Consider the following 20,346-nt stretch of genomic DNA (forward strand, 5'->3'; position numbering starts at 1 on the left):
CTTATAGTACTAACCATACTAAAAAAATTTGCGTCGTTTGATTTATGCCGTGGAACTTTTTGAGATGAGTCAAACAATTTGAAGAAAACAAAAATGAGAGCGCCCACTTTTTGGGTAGCTCTCATTTTTAGTATTAATTCAACTGTGTCAAAGCCTGATCAGGCACATCGTCTTGACTGACTTCTTCCCAGCTGATAACGCCTTTGCGTTCATTGACTAATAATTTCAGATAGGCATCTTTTCTTAACGGATTTTCCCGGCTTTCATGGAGGGTTACATCTTTTTCAGCACCATCTTGGTCGTAAGCCGCTTGATTGTAATCGTAAAAGGTGAACGTTTCGCCGCTGTCGCTGGTTTCTGTTGATCTTTCACCATCCGTCACAATTTTCGTATAATAAGTATCGCCGCCGTAGTAGTAATTATAAGCAAAATAGCTGCCGCCAATAAAGACTGCCAAAATAGCGATAAAGCCAATTATTTTTTTCACATTCTTCACCTCGTAGACTATTATAAACAAAGCCTACCGAAATGCCATCTTCTCAGCCCATTTTTGGCTAACAATTTTGTTAGATGAAAATAACTAAATTGTTTAGATTCTCTTATGATAAAGGTCTTTAGTTTGTAGATTGGCGGCTTTGTGCTAAACTATGGACTGTAATCTTCTAATGTAGCTTTGAGGTTGTAAAAGAAACAAAATCGCCGGCAGCTTCTGCTGAAAAGTCGTTTTAATTGACTCTGACTAGTTTTGACCTATAATAACATCATAAGCTTCATTTTACGGAGAGAAGCCAACCCTGATTCTTGAAAGAATCAATTTATAGGAGGTATTTTAGATCATGGCAAAAGAACATTATGATAGAAGTAAACCACACGTTAACATTGGTACAATTGGACACGTTGACCACGGTAAAACAACTTTAACAGCAGCCATCACTAACGCTTTGGCTAAAAAAGGTTTAGCCAGCGCACAAGATTACGCAAGTATTGATGCCGCTCCTGAAGAACGTGAACGTGGAATTACCATTAACACTGCCCACGTTGAGTACGAAACTGACAAACGTCACTACGCGCATATCGATGCACCAGGACACGCGGACTACGTTAAAAATATGATTACTGGGGCAGCCCAAATGGATGGAGCTATCTTAGTTGTATCCGCAACAGATGGCCCAATGCCACAAACTCGTGAACACATTTTGCTATCTCGTCAAGTTGGCGTTAAGTACTTAATCGTTTTCTTAAACAAAATCGATTTAGTAGATGACGAAGAATTGATTGACTTGGTTGAAATGGAAGTTCGTGAATTATTAACTGAATATGGTTTCCCAGGCGACGATATTCCAGTTGTGAAAGGCTCTGCTTTGAAAGCTCTTGAAGGCGATGCTGATTACGAAAAAATTATCTATGACTTAATGGATATTGTGGATGACTACATTCCAACTCCAGAACGTGACACTGACAAGCCTTTATTATTACCAGTCGAAGATGTTTTCTCAATCACTGGTCGTGGTACAGTTGCTTCAGGTCGTATCGACCGTGGTGTGGTTAAAACTGGTGATGAAATTGAAATCGTCGGGATTGCTCCTGAAACTAAAAAAGCAGTTGTAACCGGTGTGGAAATGTTCCGTAAAACTTTGGATTACGGTGAAGCCGGCGATAACGTTGGGATTTTACTCCGTGGTATTCAACGGGATGAAATTCAACGTGGTCAAGTTATTGCAAAACCAGGTTCAATTACACCGCATACTAAATTCTCAGCAGAAATTTACGTATTGACCAAAGAAGAAGGCGGACGTCATACACCATTCTTTAACAACTACCGTCCACAATTCTACTTCCGGACAACTGACGTAACAGGTAACATTATTTTGCCTGAAGGCACTGAAATGGTTATGCCAGGCGATAACGTTACAATTGATGTTGAATTAATTCATCCAATCGCTGTTGAAAACGGAACGACTTTCTCAATTCGTGAAGGCGGCCGGACAGTTGGTTCAGGTATCGTTACTTCAATCGAAAAATAAAAATTTTTATCCTGATTCCTTAATGGAGTCAGGATTTTTTTTTGCCAAAAAGTAACAAATGTACTGCAAAATTTGTGAAATTAATTTTAAATTTTACTACTAAATCAGAAATCATAAGGATATAATAAAATAAAAGCGTTTACTCTTTTGAAAAATGTTTGAAAGGGGTTTTAAGATGGGTAGTATATTAAATACTCTGAAGATTTTTAAGGGCGGGGCAGCGGTTCCCCACCATAAAGAAACTGCCGAGTTTGCAACTCGCAAAATTGCGGCACCGGAGATGGTCATTCTGCCGTTACAGCAGCATATTGGTGCGGCTTGTGAAGCAATCGTCAAGAAAAAAGATATCGTAGCAATCGGACAAGTCATCGCCGAAAGTTCAGCGATGATTTCGGCACCGATTCATACACCTATTTCAGGAAAGGTTAAACAAATAAAACCGATTTTATTAGCCAACGGTCAAACCTGTGACGCCATTTACATCGAAAACGATGGCGAAAATACTCTTTTTACTCCTAAACAACCACAAAAAATCACAAACTTAGCTGAGTTACTCACTGCGGCCCGCAACAGCGGCATAGTTGGTATCGGCGGGGCCGGTTTTCCTCTTCATGCCAAATTAACAATTCCTAAAGAGCAGCAAATTGATTTTTTAGTGATTAATGGAGCCGAGTGTGAGCCATTTATTACTTCAGATTTTCGGGAAATGGTGGAAGAACCAAAACAAATCATTCGCGGCATTGAAACGGTTTTGAAATTTCTTGAAATTCCCAAGCAATTATCGGCATTGAAAAAAATAAACCACAGGCCCTTGAACAGTTGCAGGCGGCAATTGATTTAGCTGGAGCCAAAAATATTTCGGTGATGGCCTTACCGAGCCGCTATCCCCAAGGGGCTGAAAAAATGCTAATCTACGCAACAACTGGCCGCAAAGTACCGATGGGCAAGCTGCCTTCCCATGCCGGCTGTCTCGTTTTAAATGTTTCCACCATCTCTCAGTTTCAACATTATATAGAAACCAGTCAGCCATTAACTAGCAAGCGTTTGACGATTGCCGGTGATAATATTAAAAAGCAACAAAATGTGTTAGTGCCTATTGGGATGAAGCTTGCCGATGTCATCGAAGACTGTGGCGGTATGTTAGAAGCAGAAGGCAAAGTAATTCTCGGCGGACCAATGATGGGAATTGCTCAATATTCCTTAGATTTGCCAGTTACCAAACAAAATAACGCCTTGTTGGCTTTCAAAGAAAAATCTGCTGCACTGCCAGAGGAATACCCATGTATTCGTTGTGGACGTTGCGGGCAAGCCTGTCCACTTTCTCTTTTACCAATGCAAATTGAACGGGCTGTCAAGCTCAAGGATGCTCCTGATTTGGAAAAATTACAGGTTGCAAATTGTATGGAGTGCGGTTGCTGTTCGTTTGTGTGTCCTTCTAATCGCAAATTAGTTCAATACATGCGTCAAGGAAAATTAGTGCAAAGGGAGGCGGTTAAATGAGTCAGCTACAAGTGTCAGCATCACCCCATATTCATAATGGCAGCTCGACCCCGACAATTATGCGGGATGTCGTGATTGCTCTCGTACCAGCTATTATTGCCAGCGGAATTATTTTTGGGCCACGGGCATTATTACTTATCGCTGTGACCGTTGCTGCCTGTGTGATTAGCGAATATCTCAGTCGCAAAATTTTAAAACGCAGTAATTCTATCAGAGATTTGACAGCGGTCATTACGGGGATTTTATTAGCTTTAAATCTGCCGGTTAGCTTGCCCTTGTGGATGGCGGCATTAGGCGGTGTGATTGCAATTGTAATTGTTAAACAATTTAGTTTTCTTATATATATTGATTTAATAGGCTTTCAGAAGGGTTTTGGAGGTAGTGAATACCACGTTGAATACCAAATTTAAGATTCCATGAATTTCAAGAAGTTAATGGCTGTATTCTTTTCTGCGGCTTTTGTGACATGCGTATAGATGTTTAGTGTGGTTGTGACCTCAGTATGACCTAAACGGTCTTGTACCTGTTTAATAGTTGCTCCAGATTCAAATAGTAAACTTGCATGGGTATGCCTGAAACTGTGTGGAGTTATATTGTATGCGTTGTAACGTCTTAATATGCCGTTGAGGAATGCATTATAATATAATTCGTTTTTATCATTACTGAATACTAGCTGATTTAAATCAGACTCAATTCTTAGCCCTCTAGATAATAGTAATTTCTTTTGTTCTAATTTCCATTTTTTCAATATAGATAAAGTAACCTCGTCAATTGATATTACTCTTTCTGAGCCCTCTGTTTTAGTGTCAGTCAAGATTTTAGAACGCTCTAAGTAACTAGCTGTTTTAGATATAGAAATGGTCTGTTCCTTGAAATCTAAATCACTCCACGTTAGTGCGAAAAGCTCGCCTTTTCGCATCCCAGTAAAAGCCAACATCCGAAATATGGCGTAAACAGAAAATTCCTCATTTTGCTGAACTTCTTCTAAGAATTTTATAAGTTCATCTTTGTCTAAGTACCCTTTATTATCTAATTTGCTTTTACGCTTTATCTTAGGTAATATAACTTTTTCCATAGGATTAAATTGGATTATTTGTATCTCTATGGCGTAATTCAATAATTTTTGCGAATAAGATTTCATCGATCTATATGTCGCTGGAAATTTACTAGCCCAATCATTCATGGCTGATTGGCAAGCTTGAATTGAAATTTTATTTAACCGCCAATCTCCCATAGTTGGTAAAATTTGATTTTTAAAAAGATACATTACTCTGTTTGCTGTACTTTTTTTGACTGTGTTTGAATACTGGAGAAACCAGAAATCGTATAGTTCTTGAAAAGTAGCGAAAGTCTGAGTTTGAAACCCTTTTGCTTCAACTTCCAATTGTAACTGTGCCAGCGCCAATTTGGCTTCCTTTTGAGTTTTAAACCCTCTGCGGGTAGTGCGTTTAGACTTTCCCGTCAACGGGTCAACGCCTAAATACGCGTTAAACTGGTAGGCGGATGAACCGTCTTTTTTTGTGTACTTTTTTATGTTTGCCATTGTATTCACTCCTTTGATACAATAGAAATGTAAATGAATCTATCCATTTGTTTACATTGCACGCTCCTACTGTCGCACGTGGGGGCGTATTTTTTTTAATTTAAGTTTATATCAACTGTTTCGTCGTTCCAGAAACTCGCTTGATATCTTAATTGTAGCTTTGCAGCAGAACTTGCTTCGCCAACTAAATTACCCGTCACGGTTGCTCCCGGGTCTAATTCCCCGCTGTTAAGAGTTTCAACGTTATCAAGATAACTCATCAAAGTTTCACTTACTCCATCTGCATTCAAAGAATAGTCAAAGGGATTGTATGATTGTTTTTCGTCTGTATTATTATTAATAGTAATATTGACAATAACAAATTGCTTTCCAGAATCCGGTTTCACATATTCAGAACCGTCTGAGAAATCCACCGAATTGACTCTGATTTCATACCCTTTATAACTAACTGTGTCACCGACATTGTAGGTTTCTGCTAAAACATCTGTAGATTCCTGCGTGCTACTAGATGTTGTTGTTCCCGAATCAACTTTTTTTGTCTCGTTCTTTGAATTGCTACCTAATGCACCCCCTACAATAATAACCAGTACAATTACTAAAAGCCAAAACCAGATCTTTTTAAAAAATGGCTTTTTTTCCTTCATTACATACTGTTTACCGTCTTCACCTGTTACTTTTCTCTTTCCCATTTAAATTCTCCTTGTTATAATATATTTACGAAACAACCAAAACCCTAACCGAAGCTGCAACTTCGGCTGGGGTATTTTTATTTGCGTCCTTTAGATTCGCAATTCTTTCCACCACCGCAACCGCAGTCAGATTTACTTCGAGAATATACCGCATAGACCACTGCAATCACAATGATTCCGAATATTATCCATGTTGCCATGTTATCCACCTCTTTCTATTTCACAACTTTACCAAGAATACGAACCTTTTCAGGTTCTAACTCTCTATCGTCGTAGTCACCATTTAACGAACGTAAGATAACCATGTTATCGTCATAGTTCATATACACCTTTTTCAACGTCACGCCAGTTCCTTCTATCTCAACTATAGCCATTTCACCATTTTCAACAGTCGGCTGTGCCTTATAAAAGACGATATCGCCGTTTTGATACTCAGGTTCCATCGAGTTACCTTTGACCACTAATGCGCAATCAGCTTTATCCGGCACGCTAGTTTCAACTGTTGTATCTAAATCTATGTCGCCATAAGCAAGTTCTGTCGGGTTGGCCGCTGTTGCTCCATACAAAGGAACGATTTTTTTATTTTGCTGTTTTAGTTGAGCTTCAGCAAAAGAGTAGACTTTCGCTTGTCGTGTTGGTTCTAACTTGTTGTAGATTGATTCTATAGAAGAATTAGTATTCTCTCCACCAAACATCAATTCTTCGACAGAAACTTCAAATAGGCTTGTCAATTTCTCTAGATCATCAACCATCGGGCTACGGTCACCTTTAATCCATCTTGATACCGCAGATTCACTTTTGTTCAGTTTGATACCCAAATCTTTCATTGTTAAATTGTTTTGTTTTCTATAATAATCAATCATTTGTGGCAAAACAATTTCCCTCATGATATTCGCCTCCGTTCTTTATTCTTGAATTTATTATATCTTAACAGTTAAAAAATTCAAGATAAAACTTGACAATAAGTAAATAAATTGCTTGACATTTTGGCAAGTGAGTTTATAATTGGGTTATAAGTTGATGAGAGGAGGGTTGAAATGATTAAGGAAAGAAAGACTTACCAACCGCTTGACGACTTGTTAGACGAATCAGGATTAAAGAAAAAAATAATTGCAGAAAGATTAGGAATCGATTATTCAACTTTTTATAATTGGCGAATCAAACCTAGCGTGATTTCAGCGGTCGAACTTGGCGAACTCTCAGATATAACTAGAATTGATTTTATGCGATTTTATAAAGTTGTAAAAAAATTTAGCTCTGAACATGACAAATTGTCAAGTTCCGCTTAGAGCATGGAGGTGCAACATGAACGAACAGAAAAAAACTCCTTCGGCAAAAGGAGTAGAAGTAAAAATAAAGTTGAAAGACCAAATTTTTACGAATTATGTTTCTCAAATTCATCAAGAAGCGCCAAGTAGAAATTTTCTTGCAACTTATCGGCAAAAGATAGTGAAACAGACTTTGAAAACTGTTCGAACAATTCGTTTACGTTTGAAAAACGTTCCTCGTCGTTAAAATCGACGTTGAAATTATCGCTATTAACTAATTTGAAAACAGTTTGCCTAAAAATATCAGTAACATCCATATTAATATTGTTCATAATTTTCACCTCGCTTTCTATTGAAAGTATATCAAAAATTTCTTCATAAAGGAGGTTCGACATGAATCAACTAATCAAAGTAACAACAAACGAGAAAGACGAACAGCTGGTTAGCGCTAGAGACCTTCACAGAGGGTTAGAGGTTAAAACTCGTTTTAGTCAGTGGGTAACACAGAATTTCAAACCCTTTAGGAAAGACGTTGATTTTAGCTCCGTAGTTACAACTACACAGCAAAACCAATATGGCGGCTTAAGGGAATTGCAAGACTATGCCTTGTCTGTAGAAATGGCGAAACATATCGCTATGATGACCGGCACAGATAAAGGGTTTGAAATTCGTGATTACTTCATCAAAGTGGAAAACGCTTGGAACAATCCGGATATGGTTGTAAAACGAGCAATGCAGATTCAACAAAGAAAAATCGAAGTGCTACAACTTGAAAATGCTGAACTCAAACCTAAAGCGCTCTTCGCTGACGCAGTAGCAACCAGCCACACTTCAATCTTGGTTGGGGAACTGGCAAAAATCGTTAAGCAGAATGGCGTAGACATGGGCGGTAATAGATTGTTTATCTGGTTGCGTGAAAATGGTTATCTCATCAAACGCAAGGGCACGGACTATAACATGCCTACTCAGAAGTCAATGGAGCTTGAACTATTCGAAATCAAAGAAAGCTCGCACGTCGGTTCTGACAGTGTAACACGCATTACCAAAACACCTAAAGTAACTGGCAAAGGTCAACAGTATTTCTTGAACAAATTCTTGAAAGATAAAACAGCTTAGGAGGTGTAAACATGCCGACAATCGAAGTAACGGAACATGAAAAAATGCTGCTTTTCAGCCTTAGAGCAATGATTGAAGCGAACAATACTGAGCAACTAAAAGCGGTTGAAGAAACTTTCTTCGCTAAGTCAAAACAAACATTGTTTACCAAAGCTGAACTCGCTGAAAAGTGGGATTGTTCCATTGGAACAGTAAGCAAGATTCTTGATGATTCCAACGTGAAACCTTGTGGTAAGCGTGGCAAGAAACATGAGTTTTCGCTTAAACAAGCGGTTGAAGCAAAACAGGAACATGATAGCGCTAGTTTGTACCAGCATGAAGTTTCATGGCGGGCTAGGGCTATGGCATAAATCAACATAAGGAGGCACAACATGAACGAACCAAAATCACCAATTCATATTACCAAAGAAGTTGACAGTTTCGAAAAAGCAAAAGAACTCCTAGCCGACCTAGAAGTTCTAAACGAAACGTATTTAATACAGTTGAATTTAGCTATTGTTCCTCCGGTAAACCTTGAAGAGTTTTATAAACCGATTTAATAACGGTGTTAATTGATTCAAGAGACATAGGAGCAGTTTGGTGCTTAACATTATTAGAAGCAATTTCCAGTTTAACGGAATTAGCTTCAATGCAAGCTTTGACAATATCAACAGCTAGTTCTTTATCAGTTTTAGGCATATAGTTTCACCTCACTTTCTATAGTGAGTATACCAAAAATCAACATAAGGAGGATGACAGGATGGAACAAAACAATAAACCAACAGTTATAAAAACCAATCTTATTGACAACGAAACAAAATATGAGTTACCTAACGTAACCTTGGTTCTCACCAATGGGCAAGATTTAATCGTTGAAATCGAAAAAGCCCAGCAAAAAATGGCTGAGCTAAATGAGATATTAAACAAATTGCAAAAATTTAGTCCAGAATTTTATCAAAAATGATTGAAACTGGCTCGAAGACATCTTTGGAATCTGTTCTTAAAAAAGGAAATTTCAAGCCTTTGATATCTAGGAATTCAACATCTTCTATAGCTGATTCGATACTAGACACTTCTATTTTGGATTTAGTAACAAAGTTTTCAAACTTTTTCATCGTTCCTATCAAATCTTGTTGTAACAGATTTCTTTTGTCTTCAAACGGATCGTTATTCAGAAAGTTATTAAAAAAGCTTTTTCTAAATTCAATATCATGCGCATTTTGTTCAAAGGGATTTGATTTGTAAAAATTTGCAGTCACATAGTGATTTTTAAAATAAAAGACAACTTGTTTTTGCTTAAAATCATCACCGAATAACATTTCGAAACAATACAAATATAGAGCTGATTTATCAATATTCATTTTCTCACCACCTTATCAGTTAGTTCAGCAGACCACTTGCTGATAAGGAAATTATACCAAAGGAGGAGAGGTATATGGAGAATCCCAAAAAACCATTGCTTATCATTATGGACGCAGATGATTTGGAAGAAGCCAGAGAACTTATCCGTAAAACGAATGATATTCGTGACTGTTACGAAGTGGACTTTCTTTTCTCGGATTCAGGAAAAAACATCAGTTATAGCTTAAAAGAAAGACTGATAAAAATAGAATACAAAAACAATAAATATATTGAGAAGGAATCTGACTACATGGAAAAAAAGTTATTGGCTAGATTGTATGCAACAACACCTAAAAAGAAGATGCGACAGTTGCAGGCGCTCTGTTATGTGTCGTTTATGCTAAATATCGTCTTATTGGCTTTCTCAGCTTGGGCGGTGCTTAGATAGTGCTAAAAGCATATAGAGAATGGCTCAAGATGTACAAGCAGATTGTGTTAGAAGAAGGCGGATTTTGGAAGTGAGGTGAACAATATGGAATGGACAGCAAAAGAACTATTTATACTCGTGGATAGCTTAAAACGTAATTTGATTTGGCTGAAATCCGATTTATATCGAGAGGTATTTAAAGTTGGTAGAACTAAAGAAGATTTAGAAATGGAAATTCTGGAACTTGAAATACTTTTAGAAAAATTATCATCTTGGAAATTTAGAGAAAAAAACTGACTACCGCCGGCAAGCAAATAGTCAGAATTGGAATGTTTATTTCTAAACAGTATACCACAGAAAGAAGGAAATTAAAATGTGGACAGGCGATCAGTACGACAAATGGTTATCCGATCCTGAGTGTTACGCCTTTGTAAACGTTAGTGCTGATGAAGACAAGAAGTATCTAACTGAACGATATGTAGAAGATGAATACGGAGACAATACAGCCTTTGAGAGAGACGATACCGGGCAATTTATCGAAGATAATAATTTTGTTTTCCTGCTCAAGTTCAGCAGAGCGGAGGGCATCGTAACAAATGAACTTGCTACCGATTTTTCAATTGGCGATTTAATTCAAGAATATGGATATACCAGTCTGAATGAAAACATCCAATTTTTAGGTATTGGTTCAGTTGTTAAAAAATATCTAAAAGAAATAGGTGATTATAAGTGAGCGAATCAGAAAAAAATTATACAACTGCTTCAATAGCCGAAGCTCTTGTTTTTATTCAAGAACATATAAAACAGCCAGCGAAAGGTCAAACAGCCAATGTGACAACTAAAAATGGTGGGTCATACAGTTACAGCTATTCGAGCCTTGAAGATGTTCAGAAGGCCATCAAAGCTGCAGCTAAAGGTACAGGGCTGACATATGTGCAAATGCCTGTGAAACCGACATCTTCAGATATCGGAGTGCATACTTGGTTGTTACATGGCAACGGAGATAAATTAGATTGCGGAGTTTTCACGATGACAAGAGACGGAAGCGCAAGAATGAGTATGGCTCAAGCTGAAGGTTCCGTTTTAACGTTTTGCCGAAGATATACTCTTTCATCAATCTTTGGCATAACAAGCGACAACGAAGATGGCAATGTAGATGGAGATGTTTCAGTAGTCGAGCATGAAGCTATGTTGCTTATCAATGAGTATATGAATGACGTTGCAATGATAGCAGGAATACATGTTGATGAGGTTAGAAAAACTGTGCTGAAAAAAATTGAAGAGCAGGATTTCAAAGACATCAAACAAGCGAAGCGACAACAAGCTATTGGAGTCTTGAAAACATTGAAAATCAAAGCCAGACAAAAAAAAGATAAAGAAACATTAGAAAAATTGAATGATGACTAACCACTTAGTCGATACCTATTCAGCGGTTGTAAAATTCTTCAAGGGGAACGAGATAAAAGCTGAAATCAATGAGCAAGTCAACTTAGAGCGACTTAAAACAATGTATAGCGGCTATGAAGGCGAGCGGATAGTTGAAATTAGGTTTGTTGACCCTAGAAGATTTACAGTACAGCAAAGATTATTCTGTTTTGCCCTTATGGGCGACATATACAACGCTCAGGGGCAGCCAGTTGATAGTTTGAAGGAATACTTCTACTTTCTGTTTGAAGGCCTCACAGGGCGAGCTATAAGCCTTAAAGACGATTCTAGCTCTACGGTTAGTGATGCAAACTTATTAGCTAACATAATTTTGGATTACATCTTCGAGAATCATATACCGTTCAGAAACGGCTATGAAATACTCCCGGATAATCAAGAATATTATTTTTATAAATGTATCACGAAAAGAGTTTGCTGTATTTGCGGTCAAATTGGTGCAGATATTGACCACTTTGACAAAGCTCTTGGCAGACGCAAACGAAAAGAAGTAGATCATACAGAGTTTACCTTTGCTGCTTTGTGTAGAAAGCATCATACAGAGAAACACCAAATCGGGATTTCTGCTTTCAAAGGGAAATATAAAGTCAAAGGAATTAAATTAAACAACGAAACTATCAAGCGATTGAGGATTGGAGGATAAAGATGCAACAGCGAGGCTACTACGCAATAATCCCTGCAATTGTCCGCTATAACAAGAAGTTAACTGGAAATGCTAAGTTGCTTTACGGGGAAATTACTGCCTTAACAAACGAAAAAGGTTTTTGCTGGGCTACTAATCAATATTTTGCTGAGTTATACGGGGTAAGTAATAAGTCAATTAGCCTTTGGATTAAGCAGTTGAAGGAAGAAAAGCTGATTACTACAAAATTGAACTACAAAGAGAATTCTAAAGAAATTGCGAATAGATTTATCTGGTTATTACCGCTACCAATGGACGGAGAGTTTTACGAAAATTTCCCTACCCCTATGGAAAATAATTTCCCTACCTCCCCCCAAAAAGGTAATGACCCTATGGAAGAAAACGTAAAAGAGAATAATACATTTAATAATACAATTAATAACTATATATATAAAGACGACTTCGAGCTGATTTGGAAATTTTATCCCAAAAAGACATTAAAGCAAAAAGCCTATCAACAATTTATGAAGAAGGTAACCGATGATAAATCTCTTGCGCAATTCCGAAAAGGCTTTTCTGATTATCTTGAATATATCAAATTAAACAGCGATTGGTATTCTCCTGCGGAGCTTTTCAGATGGATTCGTGATGAAAGGTATAACGATGAATATGATTTAACACCAAAGAAACAGTTTGGGAAAAGAAATCAGTACAAACGCCGTGTAGAACCAAGGGAGCTAAGCAAGCCGCCGGTTCGTGAGCTGCCTAGCGACGAGGAAATCTCAAGAATGATTAGGGAGCGTGAGGAGAATGAGCAACTTTGATTTGGTAAAAAAACTTAATTCGCTGTTAGCGACTGAGATTGCAGAATTTTGCCAGATTGCAGTTGACCAGTTCAAAGAACACATTCTTAACGGCGGATTAGACAATGACGAGCAAGGCAAGAAGTGTTTCAACAAGTATTTCTGGATGTATTTCATGACAATTTGGAGCATGAAAAATAAGCCGTGGGAGTTAGAAGATTTGTTTCAAAGGACCTATGACGAAAACAGAACGTTTGCGGTGGGTCTGATTAACAAGCTGGAGAAGAAAGAGGGTTGAATATGTCAGATATATGGTTGTCGATTCTAATTATTTTTGTATTCGTATTGGGGTTCATATACGGATATGTAACATCCAGAGTAAAGATTTACAAAATAATACGTGCAGCTCTTGAAGAAGAACCAATACCTGATGGATTAGCACCTGCTAAAAACTCGAGAAATTATACAAGATTAGCGGCTGGTTAGACTGTATATGCTTTATTTTGGACAAGCTGGAGAAGAAAGAAGGAAATTAAATGCGTGAAATTAAGTTTAGAGCGTGGGATAAAAAAGGCCAGATGTATCACGGAGAAGATGTCAGTTTTATTAGAGGGCGCTTTGTAAAAAGCTCTTATACAGCTTGCTGGTGGTCAGACGAAGCGCAGCTATTATACGGGCAACAGTACACCGGCCTAAAAGACGTCAACGGCGTTGAGATTTATGAGGGGGATATAGTGGTTATTCGATATTCTGAACATGGATATCATTACTGCGAACAAATTATTTTTGAAAATGGAGCGTTTTTGGCTAGTGATGAAGACTGGCTATGCAATGTTTATGAGTATTGTGAAGTATGTGGAAATATCTACGAAAATCCTGAGTTGTTGCAGAACGACGGAGCGTTTGAGTGAAAATCATAATCGATGGAGAGCTTGCGGATTTAAACACGTTTATCAACGAGCAACGCAAAAACAAATATGGCGGAGCCGCTATGAAGAAAGCGAACACAGCGAAATGTGCGGCGGCGTTTACACCTATCCGAGCAAGAAAATTGAAGTTGCCTATCACAATCCATGTAACGTGGGTTTGCAAAGACAAACGCAAGGACAAGGATAATATCGCCTTTGCGAAGAAATTCTTGTTAGACGGCATGATTCAATGCGGCTTGCTCAAAAACGACGGCTGGAGCGAAATAGCCGGATTTACAGATAGCTTTGAAATTGACAAAGAGAATCCACGGATTGAAGTGGAGTTGGAGGAAAGCAAATGAAAGAGCCAATGCAAATAAGTTCACTGCAGTTAAAAACGCTAATTGAGCTCAAAGAAAATGATTTTCGACATAAGTTCGGGAATGATTTTCTTATGATGTCTGCTTTCGATCACATAATTGTCCAATGCGTAAAAATTGTTTTTGACTTTAGGTATTGCAGTAACCCGGAATGTAAATGCTCACCTGAAGCAGAGCTTCGAAAAACATTCAGCTCTTTAACAGGCGAAGACATTCTAAAAGAACTAGAATCTATAAGTTATAGCGATATCAAAGGTTTCACAAAGCAAATTAGAAGCCTGTTGAACAGAAAATAAATTTTTGGAGGAAAGCAAATGAGAGGTGAATTTATTGAGCCACAACATTAAACTGATTTTTTGGAAAAACGTAGAGTATTACAAAACGTTAAATGGATTACCATGGCAATCGTTGATACAAGGGCAGCATATAGATGTATCCAAAGAGATATATCTGAATACGACTCTAGATCGAATCGAAAAAATTGCAAGAATTTTAGATATCGGCGATTACGACATGTTATTCGAAGTCGGAATGCCTAGTGATAATCCGAAGAAATATAGCGGTGACTCAATCATTAAGCTGTTTTGGGAAAATGTAGATTGGCACAGACAGAACAAAGAAATTAACTGGTCGAACCTAGTTGGAAGTATTGCAAAAGGTGCGCAAAACCACGAGCAGAATATCTCTCTTGAAAAAATACAGAAGATTGCTGAAAAGCTAGAAATAGATGAGTATGCGATTCTGTTCGAAAGTATTGAGTAGATAAACTGTGGCTTTAGAAGACTCAGGAGGTCTAAAATGAAAAAACGTCATCGTAAAAAGGAACTAAAGAAAATTGCAGTAAGCTTGTACGATGTTCAAACAAATCCAATTGACGCTGTTCAAAAAGCATACAGCATTATAACAGCAGCTTATCAGTGTGATTCTTCTGTGAGAACTCGATTGATAATACAAATCGAGCATGACCGAGTAGCAGAGTTATTTCACGGAGTCCGCTCGTTGTGGCTTTAGTGGATTTTCGAGAAAGGTTTAGTCCGCTAGGAAGGGGATAGAAAATGAGTTACCTCAATATGGAATTGAGTAGAGAAGAAATTGAACGGATTTTTGAATACCTATCAGAAGGTATTGATGACTATGTGGAATATCACGAACAGCATGAAGGAACTTATGAATTTGATTCAGCTTTAAAAGCAAGATTTGAAAATGCTTTGTGGGATGTATCGAAGTTTGATGAAGACTAACGTGGGGTTTTAGCCCACTCAAATAATGGAAAAGAGGTATCACAATGAAAATTGTTTTGAATAAATGTTTTGGCGGTTTCGGATTAAGTCATAAGGCAAAAATGGAGATTTTCAAAAGAAAAGGAATCATAGTTTTTCCATATACTCACATTTGGAACTCAAAATCTATTGATAGAGATTACTGGGAAAGATATGAAGGACAGAAGCTAGGGAGTAGTCTTAGTCAGATTTATTATCTTGAAAAAGACCCTGACGTTGAAAACTTTGTTATGAATTGGGAAGACGTATCGAATAAATTTGGGTTTGTAGATGATGATTACGATGAAACTGAAATGCGTAATGATGAGACACTTGTTACAGTTGTTGAGGAACTTGGAGATGAAGCTGATGGGTCTTTTGCAAATTTGAAAGTGGTAGAGATACCCGAAGGTGTTGATTGGGAAATCAGCGATTATGATGGTGTTGAGACTGCACATTACGGTTTTCAAGCAGGTAGTGTTTAATCAGCTAAAGGAAGCTTTCACAGAAAGGGTGAGCAATATAAAAAAATTCAAAATGATTCTTAAATCAGTAGTTGATTTTTTGATATATCTTTCTGACAGCATAGAAGAAAGTGGTAATTCTTATGATCGGCGTAGGAGAAAATTCTATGTAAAGGGAAGGGTTTAATAAACTACCTGACAAAAATATCGGACAGTTAAAGGAGAAAAAAAGTGGATTATATTTATAAATGTCCTCATGGAAAAATATATAAAAACGAGTTAGAAACAAAGGAAAAATTCTTCAAAATCGAACTTCCTTTTAAAGACGGCAACATGTATCTAAATTTTGATGTTGAAGAAAATATACACTTAGACTCTAAACACGCAACTAAATTCACTTTTGGTGAAATATGTAATGACCCAATTTTGAAAGTATTTAAAGAATATGCAAAAGCAGTTGAGTAGGTTAACTCACGCTTTTACCGACAAATAAAATGAAAAGAGGGAATACATGAAAAACTATAAATTAATCCTAATTATTTTGGGAGTTCTTGCGGCTTTAGGAATTACTGTTTTTGTTTATGGTAAATCCGTTGAAAATAAAGCAATTGTGCTTGAGGAGTCTATTGCAGAATCCAATGCTGCGATTAGTAAAGAAGAAAAACGGAGAGTGGACCTATTTACTAACCTAGTGGATGCGGTAGAAAGTTATAACGATTATGAAGGCAGCGCATTGGAAAGCATCGTGGAGGCAAGAAAAAGCGCCGAGTCTGGTAATTTAACTGATGCATCAGAAACATTATCGGTTGTCGTAGAGCAATATCCAGAATTAAAAAGTCAGGAGAACTACCAAAACATCATGCAAGAATTTTCTATCACTGAAAATAGAATTGCCGATTATAGGGATAGCTACAATGATTTTGTTAAACAGTACAAGCGCTTTGTTAGGAAATTTCCAGCTAAGCAGTTCCTATCTCTAAACGGGTATGAATCAATAGATTTTAAATATTTGGAATTTGATGTAGACGATCAAGCAACAACTGATTTATTTGGTAAATAGCTATGAGGGATATTGAGATTACTAAAAGAGAATTAATAGTTTGTGTGATAATCTCTTTAATTTTACTAGCTGGCGGATTCTTATTGTCAAATAAAATTTTAGAAAGTTCAGTTGACCAAGAAAAAGTATATGCTACAGCTATAAAAATAAGAGAAAAAGCCGAGTATGATTACTCCTTAAAAACTCAGCAAGGGAACATAATGGTTTCTGCATCCTTTACAGCTATTGATCCAGTTTCTTTTGATGAAATAGATGGTGAATATGCCTATGTGTCAAAAACTAAAGAAGTTTACACAATGCATACTCGTGAAGTTGCTGAGTATGATTCTGATGGAAAATTGAAGGGATATAGAACTGAAGTATATTGGACTTGGGATTATTATGGTACAGAAGAAAAGCAGTCAAACACTATCAGTTTTTATGAAAATCAGTATGATTCAAACCTGTTTTCTCTGATTCCAACTTCAAGCTACGGAGATTATTATTACGAGAGGTCAGATGTCAGATACTATTACAGAGTTGTTCCGAAAACGTTTGAAGCAAGTTTTATCGCTAAAACCGCTGAAAATGGTATCAAACCAATCAACAGTAAAAAGATTGAGCTGAGTACAAGAACACTAGATGAAATGATTAATCATGGAAAAAATATCGTCAGAACAAATACAATTTATTTCTGGATATTTTGGATATTAATAATTATTGCCGTAAATCTAGGATTTGTATATTTCGACAATAAATACCTTGAGAGGTAGGCTAATCACCCCTTTTACAGACTAAGGGAGGAGACTTATGAACCATATAAGAAAGAAGACTAGAGAGTAATTAACAACCTTACTACTAGCAACATGCCAAAAAGCCGCAAGGAGATTGTCACTCAAGTTAAAAAAACATGTAGTAAGTCAGGCGGGTTGACGGATGATGAAATAAGCAAAGTTATTTTGGAGGAATTTGATGAATACTATTAAAGAGGTAGGTGTGGCGAAGTGATTGAATATGCTATTTACAAAGGCGACACCTTTATGTTTATCGCTCCACTGGCTGAGTGTGCAAAACGATTGGGAGTTAAAGAAGATAGTGTCAGATTTCTTGCAACGCCAACAGGCAGGAAGCGGTTTGAAGCGAGAAAGAATCCCTCTAAGTGCTACACGGCAGTTAAACTGATGCCAGGCGAATAAAAAAAGCGCCAAGCTCTCGCCCAGCGCCTATTGAAACAGTCAATTTATTATACCATGGAGGGCGCTAATGGAGTTAAAAAATATTGAACCTTCTGAACTTGAAAAGTTTAAAGGTAAGAATGCTGTAGTAATTATTTCAAACGGACAAATGAAAGTAGCTGAGTTACCTGATTTTGGAACAGTGAACATCGTCTGTAAAGATAATAAAGTGAAACGAGTGAAAGAAGAAAAGGAAACACTATTTCAATAAAGTCCTACCAGACGACTGGCGGACACGGATTGACAGACTTATCTGTTGATTTGTGTCCGCTTTTTACTTTTCTAAAGGGGGTAACAAACATGGACCAAGAATTAGCCAAAGAATACATAAACGATTTGAAGCCGCTGAAAGCCATTTTGAAGCACCTGAAAGTGAGGCGGGATATTTATCTTAAGCTAGTAACTGAATGCGAGGAGAATCAAGAATGGGAACTTGCAGCTGATTTTGAAAGTGACTATCAAGATTATAAGCTTCGTGCTTCTCAGATTAGTTCAATTATCTCTAGTAGTGAGTTTTCTATAAAGTGGCTGAAGACGGGGCACGAACCGAAAAGCTACTCCGGGGAAAGTAAAATACCTTATGAAAAAAGAACAGTTTCAGTTTCTGATGTGGACCAAGCGTTAATTTTTATGAACCAATTCAAGTATCAATATAACCAATTGTCTAAAGAGGAATTGGCAAAAGTAAATGACTATCTAGCTCGGTTAACACCTCAAGAAAAGGCAGTCTATCTTTCGATTAAAGGGCAAGGCAATTCTTATACGCAAACAGCTATCTACTTGAAAGTTTCTAAGGCAGCAGTTCAACAGTATTTGAAGCGTGGAGAAGCTAAAGTTAAAGAAAATCTTAAGATTGGTGTGCAAACTAGCCTGTTTTAGCGGAAATCGCTCGAAAATCGCTGTTTTTGTCATACGGCAGCAACCTATATATAAGGAGAGTTTCACTGTAGATGCTTAACTTAAATTTTGAAGGGAGGAAGTCTCCTTTCTCGTAAAGTTCGCTTCGATGTGAAATACAATTCAGCCCGTAATGACTTGCGGGCTGTGTTGATTAAATGAATGTTTCACGTACATATAATCAGTTATTAGCCACAACAGCTCAACACTACACACCGGTTAAAGATTCTGTTAGTGCGACTAACAACTGATTACAGTAGCCAAGACTGCCGCGTCAGCGACTTTGGTTACTATAAAAATAAAGCAGGCTGCGGAAACAGGCTGTCGGAGATAGTTACAATTAAAACTCATTTTATGTTAAGGGAGTGACGTTCACTATCATTTCCTTTAGTCTGAGCTATCTCCATTACATACAGATCGCTTCGGCGGTCTTTTTATTATGGCCAGAAACCTACATTTTCGATGGCCGATTAATTAGCAGCCCTCGTGGCTGTTTTTATTTTGTACAAAACCGGTAGTTTAATAGATTTAATTAAAGTAGCTCAATCCTAAGCACCACAAGGGATAGAGCTACTTTGTTTTAGTATTGATTATACTATGTATTCAATAGTGGAGGGAGGTAATCAACTGTGGTACTAAGAGCTGATAGACAAGGCCCCCACCGGGTTGCTTTTGATAAGAATAAGAAGAAGCTATTAAAGATTCAAAACATTTGTGGGATTTGTGGTAAGACAATTGATAAAAAGTTGAAGGCACCTGACCCAATGAGTCCGGTTGTCGATCATATTGTACCGATTAATAAAGGTGGACACCCATCAGCCATTGAGAACCTGCAGCTAGCTCACTGGAGTTGCAACAGACAGAAGTCGGACAAACTGTTTAATAATAAACAAAATGAACCCAAAACATTAGGAAATAGGAATTTACCGCAAAGCTTAAATTGGTCTGAGTATAGACCATAAAGTTTAAAGGTGAAGAATTTTAGAGAAAATACATAAGGGGGGTACCCACCCCACCGGCGGCTTGCCCGTACTTCACGCCGTCACTGTACATTTTTTCTCGCGCGACATTTTAAGGAGTTGAAAAAATGGAACCAAAAGGTATTGAATACTTACGAAAAAAGCTTGAAACACATAAACAAAGAGTGGATATGCGCTATAGGCAATACGCTATGCAATACACTGATAGAAGTGTAGGCATCACTATTCCAGAAGAAATTAGACGACGATATCGCTCGGTTTTAGGTTGGTGTGCAAAGGGTGTTGACAGCCTTGCGGACCGTTTGGTGTTTCGAGAATTTATCAATGATAATTTTGAAGTGAATGAGATTTTTCAAGCGAACAATCCAGATGTGTTTTTTGATAGTGCGGTGCTTTCAGCGTTGATTGCATCGTGTTCTTTTGTTTATA

At 37.5% G+C, this 20,346-nt stretch carries 34 protein-coding genes and 2 pseudogenes; 31 read left to right on the forward strand and 5 right to left on the reverse strand.

Features of this window, described 5'->3' with window-relative positions:
- Positions 1 to 133 precede the first annotated feature (133 nt).
- Positions 134 to 487 (reverse strand): YxeA family protein, encoded by a 354-nt coding sequence (locus ACYSNU_RS17595; protein ID WP_461738464.1) that lies wholly within the window; start codon positions 485 to 487, stop codon positions 134 to 136.
- A 349-nt stretch (positions 488 to 836) separates the two neighbouring features.
- Between ACYSNU_RS17595 and tuf the strand changes: the two genes are divergently transcribed.
- From tuf to ACYSNU_RS17610, 3 genes and pseudogenes are all read left to right on the forward strand, one after another.
- The gene (tuf, locus tag ACYSNU_RS17600) at positions 837 to 2,024 is read left to right on the forward strand and encodes an elongation factor Tu (protein ID WP_461738465.1); all 1,188 of its coding nucleotides are present in this window, start codon (positions 837 to 839) and stop codon (positions 2,022 to 2,024) included.
- A 175-nt stretch (positions 2,025 to 2,199) separates the two neighbouring features.
- Positions 2,200 to 3,524, forward strand: a pseudogene (gene rsxC, locus ACYSNU_RS17605) (electron transport complex subunit RsxC).
- Positions 3,521 to 3,934, forward strand: a complete 414-nt coding sequence (locus ACYSNU_RS17610; protein WP_461738466.1) for an RnfABCDGE type electron transport complex subunit D — start codon at positions 3,521 to 3,523, stop codon at positions 3,932 to 3,934. Before rsxC ends, ACYSNU_RS17610 begins: the two are co-directional and overlap by 4 nt.
- Here the strand turns inward: ACYSNU_RS17610 and ACYSNU_RS17615 are convergent.
- The 3 genes from ACYSNU_RS17615 to ACYSNU_RS17625 all read right to left on the reverse strand — a co-directional run bounded on the left by ACYSNU_RS17615 (position 3,931) and on the right by ACYSNU_RS17625 (position 6,643).
- Complete coding sequence (locus tag ACYSNU_RS17615; protein WP_461738467.1) at positions 3,931 to 5,067, reverse strand: site-specific integrase; 1,137 nt, start codon at positions 5,065 to 5,067, stop codon at positions 3,931 to 3,933. The genes ACYSNU_RS17610 and ACYSNU_RS17615 overlap by 4 nt on opposite strands.
- Before the next feature lie 95 nt (positions 5,068 to 5,162).
- Positions 5,163 to 5,756 (reverse strand): DUF4352 domain-containing protein, encoded by a 594-nt coding sequence (locus ACYSNU_RS17620; RefSeq protein ID WP_461738468.1) that lies wholly within the window; start codon positions 5,754 to 5,756, stop codon positions 5,163 to 5,165.
- A gap of 215 nt (positions 5,757 to 5,971) precedes the next feature.
- Positions 5,972 to 6,643, reverse strand: a complete 672-nt coding sequence (locus ACYSNU_RS17625) for an XRE family transcriptional regulator (protein WP_461738469.1) — start codon at positions 6,641 to 6,643, stop codon at positions 5,972 to 5,974.
- 150 nt (positions 6,644 to 6,793) lie between these two features.
- On the opposite strand from ACYSNU_RS17625, the gene ACYSNU_RS17630 reads away from it, so the two are divergent.
- The 6 genes from ACYSNU_RS17630 to ACYSNU_RS17655 all read left to right on the forward strand — a co-directional run bounded on the left by ACYSNU_RS17630 (position 6,794) and on the right by ACYSNU_RS17655 (position 9,083).
- A complete protein-coding gene (locus ACYSNU_RS17630) occupies positions 6,794 to 7,045 on the forward strand; it encodes a hypothetical protein (protein WP_461738470.1) in 252 nt (83 codons plus the stop codon).
- 16 nt (positions 7,046 to 7,061) lie between these two features.
- Positions 7,062 to 7,271 (forward strand): hypothetical protein, encoded by a 210-nt coding sequence (locus tag ACYSNU_RS17635; RefSeq protein ID WP_461738471.1) that lies wholly within the window; start codon positions 7,062 to 7,064, stop codon positions 7,269 to 7,271.
- A 146-nt stretch (positions 7,272 to 7,417) separates the two neighbouring features.
- The gene (locus ACYSNU_RS17640) at positions 7,418 to 8,140 is read left to right on the forward strand and encodes a phage antirepressor KilAC domain-containing protein (protein WP_461738472.1); all 723 of its coding nucleotides are present in this window, start codon (positions 7,418 to 7,420) and stop codon (positions 8,138 to 8,140) included.
- 11 nt (positions 8,141 to 8,151) lie between these two features.
- A complete protein-coding gene (locus tag ACYSNU_RS17645) occupies positions 8,152 to 8,490 on the forward strand; it encodes a MarR family transcriptional regulator (RefSeq protein WP_461738473.1) in 339 nt (112 codons plus the stop codon).
- A gap of 21 nt (positions 8,491 to 8,511) precedes the next feature.
- A complete protein-coding gene (locus tag ACYSNU_RS17650; protein WP_461738474.1) occupies positions 8,512 to 8,679 on the forward strand; it encodes a hypothetical protein in 168 nt (55 codons plus the stop codon).
- Between the two features lie 200 nt (positions 8,680 to 8,879).
- Positions 8,880 to 9,083 (forward strand): hypothetical protein, encoded by a 204-nt coding sequence (locus ACYSNU_RS17655; RefSeq protein ID WP_461738475.1) that lies wholly within the window; start codon positions 8,880 to 8,882, stop codon positions 9,081 to 9,083.
- On the opposite strand, the gene ACYSNU_RS17660 is transcribed toward ACYSNU_RS17655, so the two are convergent.
- Positions 9,058 to 9,480, reverse strand: a complete 423-nt coding sequence (locus ACYSNU_RS17660) for a hypothetical protein (RefSeq protein WP_461738476.1) — start codon at positions 9,478 to 9,480, stop codon at positions 9,058 to 9,060. The two genes, ACYSNU_RS17655 and ACYSNU_RS17660, sit on opposite strands and share 26 nt — an antisense overlap.
- A 74-nt stretch (positions 9,481 to 9,554) precedes the next feature.
- On the opposite strand from ACYSNU_RS17660, the gene ACYSNU_RS17665 reads away from it, so the two are divergent.
- From ACYSNU_RS17665 to ACYSNU_RS17770, 22 genes and pseudogenes are all read left to right on the forward strand, one after another.
- Positions 9,555 to 9,908: a hypothetical protein gene (locus ACYSNU_RS17665; protein ID WP_461738477.1), complete on the forward strand. Its 354-nt coding sequence runs from the start codon at positions 9,555 to 9,557 to the stop codon at positions 9,906 to 9,908.
- Between the two features lie 84 nt (positions 9,909 to 9,992).
- Positions 9,993 to 10,184 (forward strand): hypothetical protein, encoded by a 192-nt coding sequence (locus tag ACYSNU_RS17670; protein WP_461738478.1) that lies wholly within the window; start codon positions 9,993 to 9,995, stop codon positions 10,182 to 10,184.
- A 76-nt stretch (positions 10,185 to 10,260) separates the two neighbouring features.
- Positions 10,261 to 10,620, forward strand: a complete 360-nt coding sequence (locus ACYSNU_RS17675) for a hypothetical protein (RefSeq protein ID WP_461738479.1) — start codon at positions 10,261 to 10,263, stop codon at positions 10,618 to 10,620.
- Positions 10,617 to 11,294, forward strand: a complete 678-nt coding sequence (locus ACYSNU_RS17680; protein WP_461738480.1) for an ERF family protein — start codon at positions 10,617 to 10,619, stop codon at positions 11,292 to 11,294. The genes ACYSNU_RS17675 and ACYSNU_RS17680 overlap by 4 nt, the downstream gene beginning before the upstream one ends.
- Positions 11,287 to 11,973, forward strand: coding sequence for a putative HNHc nuclease (locus tag ACYSNU_RS17685; RefSeq protein ID WP_461738481.1), 687 nt, complete (start codon positions 11,287 to 11,289; stop codon positions 11,971 to 11,973). The genes ACYSNU_RS17680 and ACYSNU_RS17685 overlap by 8 nt, the downstream gene beginning before the upstream one ends.
- A 2-nt stretch (positions 11,974 to 11,975) precedes the next feature.
- Positions 11,976 to 12,776: a helix-turn-helix domain-containing protein gene (locus ACYSNU_RS17690; protein ID WP_461738482.1), complete on the forward strand. Its 801-nt coding sequence runs from the start codon at positions 11,976 to 11,978 to the stop codon at positions 12,774 to 12,776.
- Positions 12,763 to 13,053: a hypothetical protein gene (locus tag ACYSNU_RS17695; protein ID WP_461738483.1), complete on the forward strand. Its 291-nt coding sequence runs from the start codon at positions 12,763 to 12,765 to the stop codon at positions 13,051 to 13,053. Before ACYSNU_RS17690 ends, ACYSNU_RS17695 begins: the two co-directional genes overlap by 14 nt.
- A gap of 238 nt (positions 13,054 to 13,291) precedes the next feature.
- Positions 13,292 to 13,666, forward strand: coding sequence for a YopX family protein (locus tag ACYSNU_RS17700; RefSeq protein ID WP_461738484.1), 375 nt, complete (start codon positions 13,292 to 13,294; stop codon positions 13,664 to 13,666).
- Positions 13,663 to 14,025: a RusA family crossover junction endodeoxyribonuclease gene (locus ACYSNU_RS17705; RefSeq protein ID WP_461738485.1), complete on the forward strand. Its 363-nt coding sequence runs from the start codon at positions 13,663 to 13,665 to the stop codon at positions 14,023 to 14,025. The genes ACYSNU_RS17700 and ACYSNU_RS17705 overlap by 4 nt, the downstream gene beginning before the upstream one ends.
- Positions 14,022 to 14,339 carry a hypothetical protein gene (locus ACYSNU_RS17710; protein WP_461738486.1) on the forward strand — a complete coding sequence of 106 codons (318 nt, stop codon included), beginning with the start codon at positions 14,022 to 14,024 and terminating at the stop codon, positions 14,337 to 14,339. The genes ACYSNU_RS17705 and ACYSNU_RS17710 overlap by 4 nt, the downstream gene beginning before the upstream one ends.
- Before the next feature lie 25 nt (positions 14,340 to 14,364).
- Complete coding sequence (locus ACYSNU_RS17715; RefSeq protein WP_461738487.1) at positions 14,365 to 14,805, forward strand: hypothetical protein; 441 nt, start codon at positions 14,365 to 14,367, stop codon at positions 14,803 to 14,805.
- Positions 14,806 to 14,841: 36 nt separating this feature from the next.
- Entirely contained in the window at positions 14,842 to 15,054 is a 213-nt protein-coding gene (locus tag ACYSNU_RS17720) for a hypothetical protein (protein ID WP_461738488.1), read from the forward strand.
- A 44-nt stretch (positions 15,055 to 15,098) separates the two neighbouring features.
- Complete coding sequence (locus ACYSNU_RS17725) at positions 15,099 to 15,284, forward strand: hypothetical protein (RefSeq protein ID WP_461738489.1); 186 nt, start codon at positions 15,099 to 15,101, stop codon at positions 15,282 to 15,284.
- A 44-nt stretch (positions 15,285 to 15,328) separates the two neighbouring features.
- Entirely contained in the window at positions 15,329 to 15,787 is a 459-nt protein-coding gene (locus tag ACYSNU_RS17730; protein WP_461738490.1) for a hypothetical protein, read from the forward strand.
- Positions 15,788 to 15,997: 210 nt separating this feature from the next.
- Positions 15,998 to 16,231 (forward strand): hypothetical protein, encoded by a 234-nt coding sequence (locus ACYSNU_RS17735; RefSeq protein ID WP_461738491.1) that lies wholly within the window; start codon positions 15,998 to 16,000, stop codon positions 16,229 to 16,231.
- A gap of 46 nt (positions 16,232 to 16,277) precedes the next feature.
- Positions 16,278 to 16,826 (forward strand): LemA family protein, encoded by a 549-nt coding sequence (locus tag ACYSNU_RS17740; protein ID WP_461738492.1) that lies wholly within the window; start codon positions 16,278 to 16,280, stop codon positions 16,824 to 16,826.
- 2 nt (positions 16,827 to 16,828) lie between these two features.
- Positions 16,829 to 17,578 carry a hypothetical protein gene (locus ACYSNU_RS17745; protein WP_461738493.1) on the forward strand — a complete coding sequence of 250 codons (750 nt, stop codon included), beginning with the start codon at positions 16,829 to 16,831 and terminating at the stop codon, positions 17,576 to 17,578.
- A 231-nt stretch (positions 17,579 to 17,809) separates the two neighbouring features.
- Entirely contained in the window at positions 17,810 to 18,001 is a 192-nt protein-coding gene (locus ACYSNU_RS17750; protein WP_461738494.1) for a hypothetical protein, read from the forward strand.
- Positions 18,002 to 18,068: 67 nt separating this feature from the next.
- Complete coding sequence (locus tag ACYSNU_RS17755; protein ID WP_461738495.1) at positions 18,069 to 18,251, forward strand: XtrA/YqaO family protein; 183 nt, start codon at positions 18,069 to 18,071, stop codon at positions 18,249 to 18,251.
- An 89-nt stretch (positions 18,252 to 18,340) separates the two neighbouring features.
- Positions 18,341 to 18,919 (forward strand): sigma factor-like helix-turn-helix DNA-binding protein, encoded by a 579-nt coding sequence (locus ACYSNU_RS17760; protein WP_461738496.1) that lies wholly within the window; start codon positions 18,341 to 18,343, stop codon positions 18,917 to 18,919.
- A 647-nt stretch (positions 18,920 to 19,566) separates the two neighbouring features.
- Positions 19,567 to 19,899, forward strand: coding sequence for an HNH endonuclease (locus tag ACYSNU_RS17765; protein ID WP_461738497.1), 333 nt, complete (start codon positions 19,567 to 19,569; stop codon positions 19,897 to 19,899).
- Positions 19,900 to 20,024: 125 nt separating this feature from the next.
- Positions 20,025 to 20,346, forward strand: a pseudogene (locus ACYSNU_RS17770) (hypothetical protein); the annotation flags it as partial.

This window comes from Enterococcus sp. LJL120 (genome assembly GCF_054871765.1).